The sequence below is a fragment of the Algoriphagus hitonicola genome (assembly GCF_900113375.1).
GTDB lineage: Bacteria > Bacteroidota > Bacteroidia > Cytophagales > Cyclobacteriaceae > Algoriphagus > Algoriphagus hitonicola.
The window spans coordinates 498,212-514,824 of sequence record NZ_FOPC01000001.1; the positions used below are offsets into that span (position 1 = coordinate 498,212).

Consider the following 16,613-nt stretch of genomic DNA (forward strand, 5'->3'; position numbering starts at 1 on the left):
TGTATTTTTGAAACAAAAAAATATGAGGTTTTTATTAGGTTGGATTTTGGGATTGGGTATTTCCTTGTCGGCGATTGCACAGGAAAAGGAACCCGTTGTAATTTTAATTTCTTTGGATGGCTTTCGTTATGATTATGTGGAGCGATTTCAACCCGAAAACCTTAGCCGATTTATCCAATCAGGAACTGCTGCCGAAGGCTTGATTCCCTCATTTCCCAGCAAGACTTTTCCCAATCATTACACCATTGCGACAGGATTGAAACCTGAACACCATGGGGTGGTGGATAATACATTTTACAATCCTGAGAAAGATCAAGTTTATTCCATTGGCAATCGCGAGGTCGTAACTGACGGGAGTTGGTATGGCGGAACGCCACTTTGGGTACTCGCAGAGCAAAATGGGATGAAAGCTGCCAGTTATTTTTTTGTAGGATCAGAAGCGGCTATCCAAGGAGTCAGGCCGAGCTATTATTACGATTATGATGGTAACGTCCCAAATCTCACACGGATTTCCAAAGTATTTGAATGGCTGCAATTACCCGCCGATGAGCGACCTCAGATGATCACGTTGTATTTTTCTGATATGGATAATGTGGGTCATGGTTTTGGTCCCAATAATGATGAAAAATTGAAAGAAAGGTTAACTCGCCTGGACCGGGAGCTTGGAGCCTTATTTGAGGGATTGAAGAGCTTTGATTTGCCGATTCACGTGATTCTGGTTTCTGACCATGGGATGGTGGATGTTCCCCGATCTCAGTTGATCAATCTGGAGCCGCTGATCGATGGTCTGGATGCCCGAGTGGTCAATTCCGGCGCACTGGCCCACATCCATCTTAAGGATCAAGAAAAGAAAGAAGAATACCAAAATCTAATCGAATCCAGGGCAGAGCACATTCATGTCATCGATATTGATGATCGGGAATATTACACGGATCTGAGTTTACATCGGGATTTGATGGGAGATTTATTGATTATACCGGATTTGGGTTATTATCTGACTGACAGTAGAGGCTTGTTTCGCTATCAAAACCGTGCAGCAAGTATGAAAACGGAGGTTTTTGGGGAGCATGGATTCAGTCCGGATTATCAGGAAATGCAGGGGATTTTCTACGCGGCTGGACCTCGGATTCAATCTGGAAAGACAATTGAGCCATTTTCCAATGTGCACATTTACCCCTTAATTTGTGAGATTTTAGGCCTGCCAATTCCAAAAGACATAGATGGAAAGCTGGAAGTCCTAAAACCAATTTTGAAGGATTAATCATGGATCGGATCGATATCAAAAGTCGTAAAGAGGTGGATTTTTTGGTTAGGAGATTTTATGAGCAAATCCGTAAGCACGAATCTCTCGGGCCGATTTTCAATCAAGTGGTGGAGGATTGGGAGCATCATTTGGTTCATTTGAGTGATTTTTGGGAGATTATTCTCTTGCAGACCGGTCCTGGCAGAGGCAAATTCAATCCGGCTCAGGTTCATGTGACCGTAGATCGAAAAGTCGATGAGTCTATCGATCAGGCACATTTTGGAAATTGGTTGGAGCTTTGGTTCCAAACGGTGGATCGATATTTCGAGGGTGAAAATGCAGTCTATGCCAAAGAGCATGCCCGAAGAATGGCGCATATGCTTTTTATGAGAATTTGGGAAGCCAGAAAAAAAGAGTGAATCGCTTGGTAATCAGCATTTTTTTGTATTTTTCATTCACTTTTCTCTAAATCACTATGAAAAAATTTCTTATTCCCGTACTTGGTTTACTTTTCCTGTTGCTGAGTTACCCTATTCTTGCTCAGGATCTTTTTTCGAGTCAGGAAGCTTTGCCTGTCCGGTTGAAATTTTCCGTCAAGGAAATGAAAAAGTCTACGAACGATTCAACTTATTCTGATCAAGTCCTCTGGTATCAGGATGAGGAAGGAAACTGGGATTCGCTGGAGGTGGAGCTGCGGACCCGGGGAAATTTCAGATTGGATAATTGCTACTATCCACCCCTTCGCCTCAAGATCAAAAAGAAAAAGCGAGAAGGAACACCATTTGAAGAGCACAAGCATTTGAAGGTGGTACTTCCCTGCACCAAAGTCAAAAATGCCAATGGTTTTGTCGCGAAAGAATTTTTGTGTTACCAACTCTATCAACAAGTAACTCCTTATTCATTCCAAACTCGGATGATTCAGGTAGAAATGGAAAATCTGGATGATAAAAAAGGGGAGAAGGAGCAGCTCTTAGGCTTTTTGATTGAGGACGATGATAATGTCGCCGATCGTTTTGGCGGAGAGATCGTTAAGGATGTCAAAATACACCCTAATTTTATGCTGGACACGGCTTCGCTGAGGCATGACTTTTTTCAGTTTTTGATCGGAAACACAGACTTTTCGAGCATGTTTCGACATAATGAAAAAATCCTGAAAGTCGGAAAAAATGCTGTTTTGCCTTTGCCCTATGATTTTGATATGACCGGTCTGGTTAATCCGCCCTATGCTCAAGTGAGTGATCTTGTCGATATCGAGCATGTCACCGATCGATTGTATCGGGGGTATTGCAGAGATCCCGAGCTGATGGAGTATATGCGTCAGGAATTTTTACAAAAGGAAGATCAAATCTGGCAAGCGGTGAAAAACATGTCGGTCCATATGGATGAGTCCGATCAAAAATCCTGTACCCGATTTATCGGTGATTTTTTTAGAATTATGAAGGATGATTTTCAATTTCAACGCATGGTTATGAAAGCCTGTCTGACGGGGACGAGTTGAGTTTTTTCGGGTGTCAATTGGGAGGTCAGTGCTATTTCAGGTTCGCCGACTTTTGAGGACTTCTTTTTCATTGCTCAATCGGTAATTTGTCCGAAAGTGATTATCCTTTTCCTATTTTTGTCTTCAGTCCTCACCCGCATTCCAATACGCCATTCGCTCTAGTTTTTCCACTTCAATCGAGTAAAAGCCAAATTCTTCGACGACTTTCCCCTCGAGACGATAGATTGCCCGACCTTTGAAGGGGTACTTTTTGACCACAGGAGGGAAGTGCACGGTATCGATCCAGTCTCCGTCCCGATCCAGAAAAGTCCCAAAATTCATCACCTCACCCTTCACCGTTCGGGTGTATTTCACGGTTACCAGATAGCCGACGATCATGACCCATTTTCCCAAGTGCTTGGTCATTTCTCGGGCCTTGATTCCTTGGACGCTTTGATCTTTGACCAGGTGAAAGGGAGAATCGAGTGGAAACTCCAGTATATCGATTTGATCCAAAATGTCTTGCCGGATATCCGTCTCGTCGAGGTCAGGGACTTGGGGCGGTTTTTTGCCAAAACTGATCTCCATCGAAGCTGAGCGGAAAAGCTCATTTGTACTCACCGCTGCCTTTCGCTTGTTTTGAAGAAAATGCGCCTCCCAGAGGAGCTCCTGCTTGGTCTTGCCCGTAAACCGAAAACAAGTCATCCGGATCAGGATCAGCAACTGCTCCAGCCCGATTTCGACCCGAGCTACAAAATCAGCTAAACCTAGAAAGGGGCCATTCGTCCTACGCTCGGAGAGTAATTTTTCTACCGTAGCTTTTTCTAGGTATTTCATATGAATGAATCCCAGAAAAACGGTTTTTTCCGTGATCCGTGTCAGGTACTCACTCTCGTTGAGGTGAGGGGCTTGGATCTTGGCGCCGTTCATTCGGAGCTCGTGGACATAGAATTCGGTATGATAAAATCCCCCGAAATTATTGATTACCCCGACCATGAATTCCAGTGGGAAATAGGCTTTCAGATACAAACTCTGATAGCTTTCCACAGCAAAAGAAGCGGAGTGTCCTTTGGCAAAGGAATACCCCGCAAAACTTTCGATCTGATGCCAGACTTCGGTAGCTACTTGATCCTCCCGGCCCAGTTCTTTGCAGTTGGAGAAAAAACGATCCTTCACCCGCTGAAATTCATCTTTGGAGCGGGATTTTCCGCTCATACCCCGACGTAGTACATCCGCTTCTCCCAAACTCAGTCCGGCAAAATAGTGGGCAACCTTGATCACATCCTCCTGATAGACCATGATGCCATAGGTCTCGGGCATGATTTCAGCCATGACGGGATGGGCGGTTTTTCTACGCTCGTGATCGATATGCCGCAGAATATACTCCCGCATCATGCCCGATCGCGCCACGCCGGGCCGGATGATGGAGCTAGCTGCCACCAGTTCGAGATAAGTATCTGCTTTAAGTTTGGCCAAAAGCATGCGCATAGCGGGTGACTCCACGTAGAAGGCACCGATAGTGTGTCCGGTACGCAGGTGTTCTTTGATTTTAGGGTCTTTCTTGAATTTTTCGATTTCACGAATATCCACTTTCACCCCTTGATTTTGATAGATGATCTCCAGGGCAGACTTGATGTGGCCGAGTCCCCGCTGACTCAGGATATCAAATTTGTGCAGACCGATGTCCTCCGCCGTGTGCATATCGATATGGGCGAGTGGGAAGCCTTTCGGAGGCATATCCGTGGCCGTGTAGTAGTGGATAGGTTTGTGCGAAATCAAAATCCCGCAGGCATGAATCGTCAGATGCGAAGGCATATCATGCAGCACTTGCGAATACTTGATGATCAGCTTGCCAAATTGATCGGGTGCGTAGCCCGGCTTATCCGCATGATGGATCAGCGATTCGATATCGGTCTTGGGCAGGCCAAAGACTTTCCCCAGCTCCCGAAGCATGGAGTTGTACTGAAAAGTGCTGTAGGATCCGAGCAGGGCCACATGCTCTTCTTTGCCGTCATTGTATTTACGGAAAATGTAATCCGTCACCTCGTCCCGGTCTGTCCAACTGAAGTCAATATCAAAGTCGGGTGGATTTTCCCTGTACAGATTGATAAAGCGCTCAAAATACAAATCCAGCTCAATCGGGTCCACGTCTGTGATGCCCAGGCAATAGGCCACGATGCTATTGGCGCCGGAGCCTCGGCCCACATGATAGAAGTTGCGGTGCTGCGCAAAGGTGATAATGTCGTAATTGATCAGAAAATAGGAGACAAAGCCCTTCTGCTGTATCAGTTCGAGCTCCTTTTCGATTCGCTGACTGATTTTTGGGCTGAGGTCGGGGTATCGACGGATGGCTCCCCTGAAGGTTTCCTGCCGGAGAAAGTCAAAATCCTCCCAATCTGAACCAAGAATATCCCGGCGGTTTTTGACCGCTTGGAAATAGAAGGAAAACTGACACTGTTCGAGGAGCTTTTGAGCATTGACGAGAAGGTAGCTGTGATTTTCGCAGCGGGCAATCAGATCAGCGTAGGAGTAGAGCTGATCGGTGACATCTGCCTGTTCAGCGACAGGAAGTTTGCTCAGCAGGGTATTTAAGTCCATGCTGCGCAAAAGCCGGTGGGCATTGAATTCGAGTTTGGAACTGAAAGTCGCCGGCTGCAAGAGCACGAGTTTTTCCTTTCGTCGGTACCAAGGGGAGGTGAGGAGCTTATTGAGTTGGCCAGGGTGTACGCCGACAAATTCATTTTCCCGCAGGGGAAAGGCCTTTTCCGAAAAGGGATAAATGACAAAGCTGTTTTCAAATTTTGGAGCCTTGGATTTAAACTCCCGCTTCTGAACCAAATGCTCGGAGAGGTGCTTGTTGAGTTCGAAAAAACCTTCTTGATTTCGGGCCAGTCCAATATACTGCTGCTGCACACCATTGCGGAAGTCAATCCCGATCACGGGATGGATGCCGGCTTTTTGCGCCGAGCGGATAAAAGGGAACACTCCTGCGGTGCAGTTGATGTCAGTGAGGGCGAGGGAATCGAGTTTTTTGCCTTTCGCCTCAGCGATCAGCGCTTCCACAGACATCGTCCCGTATTTGAAGCTGAAGTGAGAATGGCAATTTAAAAACATGTACGTTGACGATTTTTGATTGACGACTTGCTGGAAAACCTTTGAAGTCTAGCAGACCTAGAAGGTTTGGTATAGCTTTTAGACTTCGTGAGATGCACTCTGCGAAATACGCTCTCTGCGGTCGCGAGATAGTTGCGGCCATCGCTGTCCTGCGTCTTCAGACGCCAAACCGTTATGCTGCTTCTGGAGAAGCAGCATAACGGTTAAGACCTTCGAGGTTTTTGGAAACCTCAAAGGTTGCTGGATAAAATGTTAATTATTTTAACATTTTAATGTTTATAAATTAAACAAAAGAATTGAAATCCAGGCAAGGGGCTGACTGATTTTTGAAGGAATTTGTCGGGAATTTGCTAAGGGATTAGCCTAGTTTAATTCCATACTTTTCTAAAAGTCCCGGAAGACCATTTAGGTCAAAATAGGCACCGCGGATTCGATTGGTTTCGGGATCGAGGCGTAGGTTTTGGGTGTTTCGAAAATCTGCTTTTTCCAAATTGCTCTGATCAAAAACAGCCCCCATCAAGTCGGATTCCTGAAAACTCACTCCGATGAGATTCGCTTGGGAAAAATCTACGTCGAGCAAGCGGCAGCTGACAAAGACGGATTGCTTAAGTTGGAGATTGAAAAAGTTGCAATAGTCCAACTGGCAATTTTGGAAGTGAAACTCGAGCAAAAATGGATTGGCGGCATTGAAGTGAACGCCCAGAATTTTGCAGTTTTTGAATTTGACCTGCTGAAAGGAGACTTTCGAAACCTTGCTATTGCTCAGATCGCAGGAGTCAAAGGTGCAGTTTTCGAAGGATGAACCCTGGAAGTTTAAATTGGAAAAATCACAGGACAGGAAAATGCAGTGCTCATATTCTCCGGTTTTAAAATCGGAGGGAGCAAGGTTTTTGAAGGTTTGATCAGTGAAAAAGGCCATGAATTCAAATCGTAAATCTAAAATCTAAAATTGTAAATCTAGAGTCCTGCCAAATCCCATTTGGCAATCGTATCCTGAATCAATTTCAGCACTTTTTCATTGACTTTTTGGAAGTACTCCTCCGCTTGAGCCTGATCAAAGTTGGGATAGCCTTGTCCCTCTTGATACAGACCGATTGCAGAAGGAAAGGGAACGGCAGACCAGGATTTGTCTTTGGGGTAGGCTGTCGCTTGATTGTCTTGGTAGCGCTCTTTTTGAACCAATGTCGGATCGATAGCCTGAATGTATGCCGTTTCATTCAGACCGGCATGACCTCCGTCTTCTTTAAATACTTCCAAGGTCACATCGGAAGCATAGGACCACCAGTTGATCACGAGAGTGCGCACGCCTAGTTCGTTGGCGACTTCGGCAGCGATTTTTTGCAATACGGCGGTTTGCCCGCCACCATGACCATTTAGGATAATGATATTTTTGAATTCGTTTTTTGCCAGGCCTTTTAAAATATCCCGGATAAAAAGCGAATAAGCTTCCTCACTGATTTCAAAAGCTCCAGGATAATTGGCCATGGAGCCGGTCATCCCATAATTCAGCGTAGGGGCAATCAAGGCATTCAGTTCATCGGCCAGTTCGTTTGCCATGGCAAATGGCGCGGTGTTATCCGCTCCGTTGTTGATGACGCCGTGGGGTTCGAGCGTTCCAGTGGGCAGCAGGACAGTAGTGATTTTTTCGGGGACAAATTCGGAAAACTCCATCCAATTGATCCGATCCATCTCTCGGGTAGAAAGGTCTTGGGCGAGAGCTCCTGTAATTTTGAAGAAAAAAGTTAGTAAAACTATCGAGCGCAAAAGAGTTGATTTCATATAGGAGCAGTTTTTTGGACAAGTTAATTGAATTAGGAAAAAATCTCTATGCTATTGAAAATTTTGATGCCATTGATTTAGCAAAGAGCTTATGATTTCAATTCGCTCAAAAGACTTTCAATATCCAATCTTCTTGTGTACATCGTCAGTTCTCCACCTTCATCTTTAGGCCAAAACTCCTTGGGTCTATCCCAATACAATTCGACTCCATTTTGGTCTGGATCATCCAAATACAGTGCCTCGGAAACCCCATGATCAGCTGCGCCGGTCAAAGGATAATTGGCATCTTGGAGGCGTTGAAAGATTGTAGCAAGATCCTTTCGGGTCGGAAATAAAATCGCGGTATGAAATAAGCCCGGATAGCTTTTGGGCGCAGGAGTACTTCCTTTGCTCTGCCAAGTATTTAACCCGATATGATGATGGTATCCTCCTGCGGAAATAAAAGCCGCATCCTTGCCGTAGCGCATCATCAATTGGAAACCCAATAGCCCGCAGTAAAAATCCAAGCTTTGCTCCAAATCACTGACTTTCAGATGAACATGCCCGATTCGGGTTTCTGAGGGAATTTGATAGGGTTCCATGCTTTTTTTGACTTAGGTTCAATTACCAATTGGGACGAATTCCGGGAGCAAAAGGAAAGCGCTGTTGCTTATAAAACTCCAAATCACCTTCGGGCTTTTCGATAGACTCAGGGAAAGGACGATCCGCGAAAGTCTGAAAATAAAGCAAAGAGGAATTTCTCCACCATTCAGCTTCTTCGATTTGAATACCCAGTAATTGATCCACATGTGAAAATCGGGCTGAATCGATTTGATTTTCCAATTGCCTCCATTGAGTTCGCATTTCCCGGGCAGTTTTAACTCCCCCGTCATAGTGAAGCCCGATTTCTTCCCAGAGCGTGTTTCCCGATTGCATTTCATAATCCCAAGGTAAATGATGAAACCAAAGCAAGAATTTTTCGGGAGTTTGTTTTGGATTCGTCCATTTTTGGCTGATTTCCGAAGCATATTGTTCTAAAGCCCCACTTCCCGTTTCTGTCCGGTCAAAACCAATCCCCAAACTATCCGCCCGATGGTAATACAGCGAAGTCCAGTCGGCACGGCCTCCTTCTACCCATGGTCCTGGACCATAGTGATGACTTCTTCCCATCAGGTGATGCAGGCCTAGCGGAGTCATATAATTCACTGCTGCTTCGTGAGAAGTCAACATGATTTCCTTGATTTTGGAGTGAACTTCTGCTTTTTGACCGAAGGTCAATTTTATCCATTCTTCTGAAACCTCTTCCGCGGACCGATCGGGATCCCAAGCCAATTGCCCAAAGGCATACCAGTTCGATTGTCCAAATAGATGCCCTGTCCAGTTTCTATCTGTGCCGATATTGGAGACTCCCGCCATCAGGGTAAGATTTTGCTTGCTATCCGAACCATCAATAATCCCGGCAACCGTATTGGATGCCGTTGGGCGATAAGTTTTGGATTGCAGGATTTCCTCCCACATCGTACCGAGATAGACCAACTGAGTAGCCTGCCCGAGGTATTCCTGTGTGATTTGAAATTCCATTCCCAGGTTGGTTTCCTTCACCGCGCCAAATAGCGGATGAAAGGGTTCTCGGGGCTGAAAGTCAATGGCTCCGTTTTTAACCTGTACGATGACATTATCCTGGAATTTCCCATCAAGCGGCTCAAATTCCAAGTTGGCTTGCTTGTGTCGATCCTCATCGATCTCATGAGAATAGACAAAAGCTCTCCAGATCACGATTCCTCCATGGGGCGAAAGCGCATCAGCCAGCATATTGGCTCCTTCAGCGTGGTTTCTGCCGTATTCATGCGGACCAGGCTGCCCTTCGGAGTTGGCTTTGACCAGAAATCCACCAAAATCCGGAATGGCTTCATAAATCATATCGACTCGCTCTTTCCAAAAATTCTGCACTTGCTTATCGAGTGGATCCGCTGTCTCAAGATTGCCCATTTCGATAGGAGCAGAGAACCTTGCGGTAAGAAAAACCTGAATCCCATAAGGACGGAAAATGTCCGCCAAAACCTTTACTTTTTCTACAAAATCCTCCCGCAAAATCCAGGCATTGGCATTGACATTGGTCAGGGAGACGGCGTTGATTCCGAGGCTAGCATTTGCGCGAGCATAATCAATATAGCGCGGATCCACGTAGCCGGGAAGTCGATGCCAATCCCAAATCGAAAAGCCGGAATAGCCTCGTTCCACGGTCCGATCAAGGTTATCCCAATGGTTTAACATTCGGAGTTTAACCTTCTGAAAATCAGATTTTTCAATACTCCCATCAAAAGTGTTACTTTGAATACTTTTCAGAAAGTCAAAGGTAGCATAGAGCGTAGCTACAGGACTATTTCCGATGAGCGCATAGTAGTTTTTTCCCTCGTGAATGATCGTTCCTCTCCAGTATCCTTCTTCGCCGAGTGCCTTGATTTTCGCTTGATGTTCGAGTCCGAGAAACTGCGAAAGTTCCTCTCGGGTACCGACCCACAGATTTGCTCCTTGGAAGCGCTCTGAGCTGTAGCTTGGCATTTTATTGAGAAAACCTTGACTGGCTAATTCCAATTCTTTTTGGATAATATCATAGCTTGGATTTTCTCCATAAAAATAGATACCGGAGAAAAGCTCAGAAACGGTTTGCTCTAATTCTGCATGTTCGATGGGCTGATAATCCAACCAAAGTTTGTAGCCGTCATTGGCCTGGATGTGTCCCGTAAATAAGAAAAGGCAAAGGATAAGGGGGAATAGATTTTTCATGGGGTTAAAGGTTTGAGGGCAGAATTTCTGAAAAATTACCTTGATTACCTATGAATCTCGGATAGAAAGTCAAAAACTAATCGGAATCCTTTTCCGACAATTTTTGTCAAAGCCAAAGTTCTGATAAGGATAAAGCCAGGAGCTTTTCTATCTTCGGGAAAGACTTTTTCGCAATGGAAAACAAACCCTTTATCATTTATAAATCCTCGGCAGGCTCGGGAAAAACTTATACGCTGACGCTGGAATACCTTAAGCTGGCTTTAAACCAACCCACGGCTTTTCGTCAGATACTCGCGGTGACCTTTACCAATAAAGCCACTCAGGAGATGAAAGAGCGGATTCTTGCCGTGTTGAAAAGGATTTCGATAGCCGTGGATCCCGAGGAGTTTATGGATCAGGAACTGATGAATTCCCTGCGCGTGGACGAAGAAGGTCTGAAGCAAAAAGCAAAAGCTACCCTGACGGCGATTTTGCATGATTACAGCCGGTTTTCGGTCAGTACGATTGATAGCTTTTTCCAAAAGGTAGTTCGGGCATTTGCACGGGAGATTGATCTCAATGCCAAATTCGAAGTGGAACTCGACCAGGATGCCATTTTGGAGCGAGTAGTGGATCGGGTGGTCATGCAGGTGATGGACGATGCTTTTTTGCACAAATGGCTGGTGGATTATGCGACCGAACAAATCCAAAACGGTAAATCCTGGGATATCCGAAGGAATATTCACGGTTTGGGAAAGCAGATTTTTCAGGAAAATTTCAAGCAACATTCCTCGGAAATCAAGGCATTTTTAAAAGAGAAAGAAAATACGGATCAGCTCCAGAAGTTGGTCAGAAAGCGTAGGGATGAACTCGTGAAATTAGGAAGTGAAATTAAGCTTCAAGCCAATGAAATCCGAATAGCACATGGCTTGGAATGGCAAGATTTCAGCCGGGGATTTTTAGCAAAGTTTGATGGGTTTGGAGATCGAAATGCTCCTTTTGGAAGCTTTACGAACAAGCAGAAAGAAATGGCTGGATCGTCAGAAGGCTGGGCAACCAAAACCAGTAAGAATAAAGATGCGATCGAAAGCTCCTTTTATGCAGGATTAGGAGAGCTTTTAGCCAAGGTGCCTCAATTGGAAAATCAGTGGAATACGATCAGCGCTATTTCTAGAAATATTTACGTTTACGGAGTCTTCCGCAATTTGCTGGAGGACTTGACGGCGATCAAAGAGGAGGAAAATATGCTCTTGATTTCGGATGCCAATGAGTTTCTCAAAGAAATCACCAAGGAAAACGATGCACCTTTTATCTATGAAAAAGTGGGGAATCAGTTTCAGCATTTTTTGATTGACGAGTTTCAGGATACTTCGGGATTTCAATGGGCGAGTTTCAAACCCTTGCTCGAAAATTCCCTCGCCTATGGCAATCAAAATCTGCTCGTCGGAGATGTAAAGCAATCCATCTATCGCTGGCGTGGTGGAGAAATGCGGCTTCTGCTCGAGCAGGTAGAATCAGAAATAGGATCCCATTTGGTCGAAAACAAAAACCTGGACACTAATTTTCGGAGCTTACCCCGGATTATTGAGTTTAACAATGCGCTTTTTCAACATCTGCCTGCTTCCTTCGAACGTGTTCTTTCCGGAGCTTTTGGGGTAACTGATCCGAGTATTCTCTCCAAAGCCTATGCGGATTCCCATCAGAACATTTCTGCCAAGAAAGAAAAATCATCCTTCAAGGGCCTGGTTCGCGTGGAGTTTTTGATGGAGGATAAGGAACTGGACGATGAGGGGAAATTTGATCAACAGGTAATCCTAAAAATCCCCGAGCAAGTCAGAAGGCTGCAGGACCTCGGGTATCAATTGAGGGATATTGCTTTTTTGGTGCGAACCAAGTCAGAAGGGGAGGAAATAGCGGATTGTCTGATGCAGGAATCTGCCAATTCCGCGACAGGAAATTACCGCTACGATGTCTTGTCGGATGAATCCATGTACCTGCACAAATCGGCCTCGGTCAAGGCACTGATTGCAACCTTGGGGTATTTATTTCAGCCTGCCGATGAGGTGGAGTTTCGGACGCTGTGGTATTATCGGGCGGTCCTAAAAGATCAACATATCGATCATCATTTATTTACCCTGGATGCTATAGATCCTACATTAGTTGCTGAAATTGAATATTTTAAAGAGCAAGAGCATGCCTTACTTCAGCTTCCTTTACTGGAAATGACGGAGGAGCTTATCCGGATTTTGGGGATTCAGGATACCGGTTTGGAAAAAGCCTATATCTCTGGATTTCGGGAGGCGGTTTTTGATTTTATATCGATCAACCGATCGGATTTGGGAGGATTTTTAGAATGGTGGGAGGAAAATAAAAACAAGCGAACGGTAAAAATACCCGAAGGTCATGACGCGATGCGGATCCTGACTATTCACAAATCCAAAGGCTTGCAGTTTAAAGTGGTGTTGATGCCTTTTCTGAAATGGACCATTTTTGATGCGAATAAAGAAAACATTGTCTGGTCTCCTTTTGAGGATGCTGAGGCAGGGATCCGGGCGATTATTCCACTTAAACTCCAAAAGGAATTGGCGCAATCTCAGTTTTCTGAAACCTATTTTGAGGAAGCGACATTAGCGTATTTGGATAGCCTGAATATGATCTATGTGGCCTTAACCCGAGCCGAGGAAATCTTTTGGTCCCTATCTCCATTTAAGCCTTCCTACAGCTCGGAAAATTACCTGGAGATCCATTTGCAACAGATTTTGATGTCAGGACTACCTGAGCTGGGAAGTTTTGATGCGGAACAAAAAGTCTTTCAGCTGGGTGATTGGCCGGAGGTTCAAACTCGGGAAAAACCAAGTTTTCAAGCCCCCCGGCTGCGATGGAATTACAAAAGTTGGTCCGAGCTGCTCGAAGTAAAAAAATATGCCGTGGACTTTTCGGATGAAGGGCTTGAGCAGCGAAAAAAGCGGAATTTTGGCTTGTTGGTTCATGAGATTTTGGAGAAATCCGAAAATCTAACTCAGGCAGGACAAGAATTGGATTCCCTGTATTTTGAGGGGAGAATCACTGCGGAAGAAAAACAGGAAGTGCTTACCCAACTCAACACGCTTTTCGAGAATTCTCTTTTTGCTTCCTGGTTTGATCCTGAACAGCTTTCGCTCAGCGAACAGGGAATTCTCCTGCCCGGAGGAAGACAAAAACGGCCTGATCGGATTTTGCTTCGGGATTCAGAAGCCATTGTGGTTGATTTCAAAACCGGTGAGGAGCTAGACCGACATCAAAAACAGGTCTTGGAGTACATGACTTTAGTACAAACCCTATCTCAAAAACCCTGTAAAGGATATTTATGCTATTTAGAAACCGGAAAAATCACAGAAGTTCATGCATAATTTTTTAAGACAAACCGCCTCTAAGATTTTAAATCAGGGAATTCCGCTAAAGAACCTGGTGATCGTTTTGCCCAATCGACGGGCGGGACTTTTCTTTACTCAGCATCTCGGAGCGCTGATCGAAGAGCCTTCGTGGATGCCCGAAATCAAAACCATCGAGGATGTTTTTTATGAATTTGCCGAAAAGCGTCCCGCAGATGATTTGACCCTGATTTTTGAATTGTATCAGGTGTATGTGGACTTGCATCCCGAACCGGAAACCTTTGATCGATTCTACTTCTGGGGAGAGATGATTTTGAAAGATTTCAATGATTTGGACCAATTTATGGCTGATCCGGATAAGCTTTATCATTATCTGGCCGAAATCAAGGAACTGGAATCTGATCTGAGTTTTTTGAAGGAGAGTCAAATTGATCTGATCCGGCAGTTTTGGAGTTCATTTATCAGTCAGGATAAAAAGCACCAAGAAAAATTCCTTCGGTTTTGGCAATTGCTCAAGCCACTGTATCGGACTTTTCAAGCTTCTTTGGATGTTTCGGGATTGGCCTATTCGGGAAAACTTTACCGACAAGTCGCCAGTGATTTGAACAAGATTCAAAAGCCGTCCAAGCATTATCATTTTGTTGGATTCAATGCATTTACCAAAACTGAGGAAAAGCTCATCAAGCATTTTATTACCGAATTTGGCGCAGAGATTCATTGGGATGTTGATTCGTTTTATATTCTGGATGGAAATCAGGAGGCGGGATTGTTCTTTAGGGAATATCAAAAAGATCAGGTTTTTGGACCGACATTTCCCAAAGATCTTCCTCAGCGAATTCAGGGCAAGCCGGCTAAAATAAAAAGTTATGCCATCCCGCTGAAAGTCAATCAGGCCAACTTGGTCGGGTCGATTTTAGAAGAAATCGGAAAAGAGGAAAATCTGGAGGAAACCGTCGTGATTTTGCCTGATGAGGGCTTACTATTTCCGGTTCTTCATTGCCTACCCGAGACCATCGACCAAGTCAATGTAACGATGGGCTATCCCGTGAAAAATGCTCCGGTTTATGCTTTTCTGGAAGCAGTTTTGGAGATGCAGCGCTATATCAAAGTGGATCAGCAGGAAGTTTTCTTTTATCATCAGCCAATCAAAAACCTACTTTCATCGACCTATCTGAAAAGTGTCAACGATTCCTTTTGCAAAGCGCTTTTGGCAGAGACCCAAGCCAAAAACCAAGTATATATCCCCAGAGCTGAGCTAGTCAAAGGAGGAAGGATTTTTGAGTTGATTTTTCAGCAATTGGAAGCCAAAGGTTTATTTGCTTATCTGTCCACCTTGATGCAGGAATTGGCGACTCTTCTCAAGGATGACATGCTTCAGCGCAATTACCTTTTTCAGTGTTTCAAGCAGTTGACCCGATTGAGAGAAGCCTTCGAAAAGCAGGATCATATCAGTGTGGATCGGGAGTTTTTTATCCGATTATTCCGTCAGGTTTTTCGGGAAGTGAAATTGCCTTTCGAAGGGGAACCGCTACAGGGTTTGCAAGTCATGGGGGTATTGGAATCCCGAAATCTGGATTTCCGACGGGTGATCATTTGTACCATGAATGAAGACAGTTTTCCTCCATCGGGCAGTCTCAATTCCATGATACCTTTTAATATCCGACGAGCCTTTGGATTGCCGGTTCAGGAGCAAAATGATGCGATTTATGCCTATACATTTTACCGATTGCTGCATGCGGCTGAGGATGTGCATTTGATTTACACCACTGCTGCGGATCAGGGAAAAGCCGGGGAAAAGAGTCGCTATATTCAGCAAATGGAGGTCGAACTGAATCAGGAGATGGAAGAGGAAGTGGTTTTTGTACCTGTGGACCAAAAGTCTACTGCCCCGATTCGAATCGAAAAGGTACCCGATGTCCTTCAGACCTTGGAGCGGTATCTGCTTGGTGCCGATGGCAAATCGCAAACGGCCTTTTCTCCCTCGGCGCTGAATACGTACTTGGACTGCCGATTGAAGTTTTACCTACAGTATATCGCGGGAATCAGTGAAAAAGAAGAAGTAAGTGAGGAGATTGATGCGGGGTTTTTTGGGAATTTGGCGCATTTGAGTTTGGAAAATCTCTATCTGGATTTTATTCAGCGGAAGGGACGAAATGAAATCGATAAGGGGGACATTGAGGCATTGCGGAAGAATTGGATTTTTCCGGCTGTGGAAAAGGCGATTCGGACCCAATATCATCTCGAGGATGAAGCCGATACCAAGCTCAATGGTCAAATGGCCATCGCACGTGATGTGATTCAGCGTTATGTGGATCAGGTCTTGGAGTTTGACACGTCGACCGCGCCTTTCAGATTGATCTCTCTGGAAAAAGGGAAAAAATACGAAACTGCGTTGGAATTTGAAACCAGCTCGGGGCCTCGGAAAGCGGCCTTGCGCGGGATTATCGACCGGGTGGATGAACTTCGGGGAGTGATTCGGCTGATTGATTATAAATCCGGGGGAGATGAAAAGAAATTCCCCAATTTGGAATCCCTATTTGACCGAACTCTGGAGAAGCGAAACAAAGCTGCCATGCAGACCCTGTTTTACGGCTTGATTTATCAGGGAACCCATCCAGAAAATACTGCTCCGCTGAAGCCGGCGATATTTAATTTGAAGGAGATTTTCAAAGAGGATTTTGATCCCTATCTCTATGAGAAGGAGGGGAGAAATCCTGCGGTTGAAGTTCAGGATTACAAAATCTATGATCAGGATTTTCAGGAGAATCTCAAGGATCTTTTATCTGATTTATATAATCCTAATGTGGCATTTGATCAAACGGAGCTCTTAAAAAAATGCGAATATTGTCCGTATAAGGAGATTTGTGGGAGGTGAATTGGGGAT

General features: G+C 44.9%; 10 protein-coding genes. 5 read left to right on the forward strand and 5 right to left on the reverse strand.

Annotation, left to right across the window (positions count from 1 at the left end):
- The first annotated feature begins 22 nt into the window (after nt 1-22).
- From BM043_RS02190 to BM043_RS02200, 3 genes are read left to right on the forward strand one after another with little or no spacing between them, the layout of a single operon-like run.
- Nucleotides 23-1,261, forward strand: coding sequence for an alkaline phosphatase family protein (locus tag BM043_RS02190; protein ID WP_092788591.1), 1,239 nt, complete (start codon nt 23-25; stop codon nt 1,259-1,261).
- Nucleotides 1,262-1,263: 2 nt separating this feature from the next.
- The gene (locus tag BM043_RS02195) at nt 1,264-1,662 is read left to right on the forward strand and encodes a group III truncated hemoglobin (protein WP_092788592.1); all 399 of its coding nucleotides are present in this window, start codon (nt 1,264-1,266) and stop codon (nt 1,660-1,662) included.
- A gap of 56 nt (nt 1,663-1,718) precedes the next feature.
- Entirely contained in the window at nt 1,719-2,741 is a 1,023-nt protein-coding gene (locus tag BM043_RS02200) for a hypothetical protein (protein ID WP_092788593.1), read from the forward strand.
- Nucleotides 2,742-2,864: 123 nt separating this feature from the next.
- Here the strand turns inward: BM043_RS02200 and BM043_RS02205 are convergent, their stop codons facing one another.
- The 5 genes from BM043_RS02205 to BM043_RS02225 all read right to left on the reverse strand — a co-directional run bounded on the left by BM043_RS02205 (nt 2,865) and on the right by BM043_RS02225 (nt 10,379).
- The gene (locus tag BM043_RS02205; RefSeq protein WP_092788594.1) at nt 2,865-5,834 is read right to left on the reverse strand and encodes a DNA polymerase III subunit alpha; all 2,970 of its coding nucleotides are present in this window, start codon (nt 5,832-5,834) and stop codon (nt 2,865-2,867) included.
- Between the two features lie 358 nt (nt 5,835-6,192).
- Nucleotides 6,193-6,753: a pentapeptide repeat-containing protein gene (locus BM043_RS02210; protein WP_092788595.1), complete on the reverse strand. Its 561-nt coding sequence runs from the start codon at nt 6,751-6,753 to the stop codon at nt 6,193-6,195.
- Nucleotides 6,754-6,791: 38 nt separating this feature from the next.
- Nucleotides 6,792-7,613: a creatininase family protein gene (locus BM043_RS02215; RefSeq protein ID WP_092788596.1), complete on the reverse strand. Its 822-nt coding sequence runs from the start codon at nt 7,611-7,613 to the stop codon at nt 6,792-6,794.
- 89 nt (nt 7,614-7,702) lie between these two features.
- The gene (locus tag BM043_RS02220) at nt 7,703-8,194 is read right to left on the reverse strand and encodes a VOC family protein (RefSeq protein ID WP_092788597.1); all 492 of its coding nucleotides are present in this window, start codon (nt 8,192-8,194) and stop codon (nt 7,703-7,705) included.
- 22 nt (nt 8,195-8,216) lie between these two features.
- The gene (locus BM043_RS02225) at nt 8,217-10,379 is read right to left on the reverse strand and encodes an alpha-glucuronidase family glycosyl hydrolase (protein ID WP_092788598.1); all 2,163 of its coding nucleotides are present in this window, start codon (nt 10,377-10,379) and stop codon (nt 8,217-8,219) included.
- Nucleotides 10,380-10,552: 173 nt separating this feature from the next.
- Here BM043_RS02225 and BM043_RS02230 point away from each other — a divergent pair, with 173 nt between their 5' ends.
- Nucleotides 10,553-13,747 (forward strand): UvrD-helicase domain-containing protein, encoded by a 3,195-nt coding sequence (locus BM043_RS02230; RefSeq protein ID WP_092788599.1) that lies wholly within the window; start codon nt 10,553-10,555, stop codon nt 13,745-13,747.
- Entirely contained in the window at nt 13,740-16,604 is a 2,865-nt protein-coding gene (locus tag BM043_RS02235) for a PD-(D/E)XK nuclease family protein (RefSeq protein ID WP_092788600.1), read from the forward strand. Before BM043_RS02230 ends, BM043_RS02235 begins: the two co-directional genes overlap by 8 nt.
- Nucleotides 16,605-16,613: the final 9 nt, after the last annotated feature.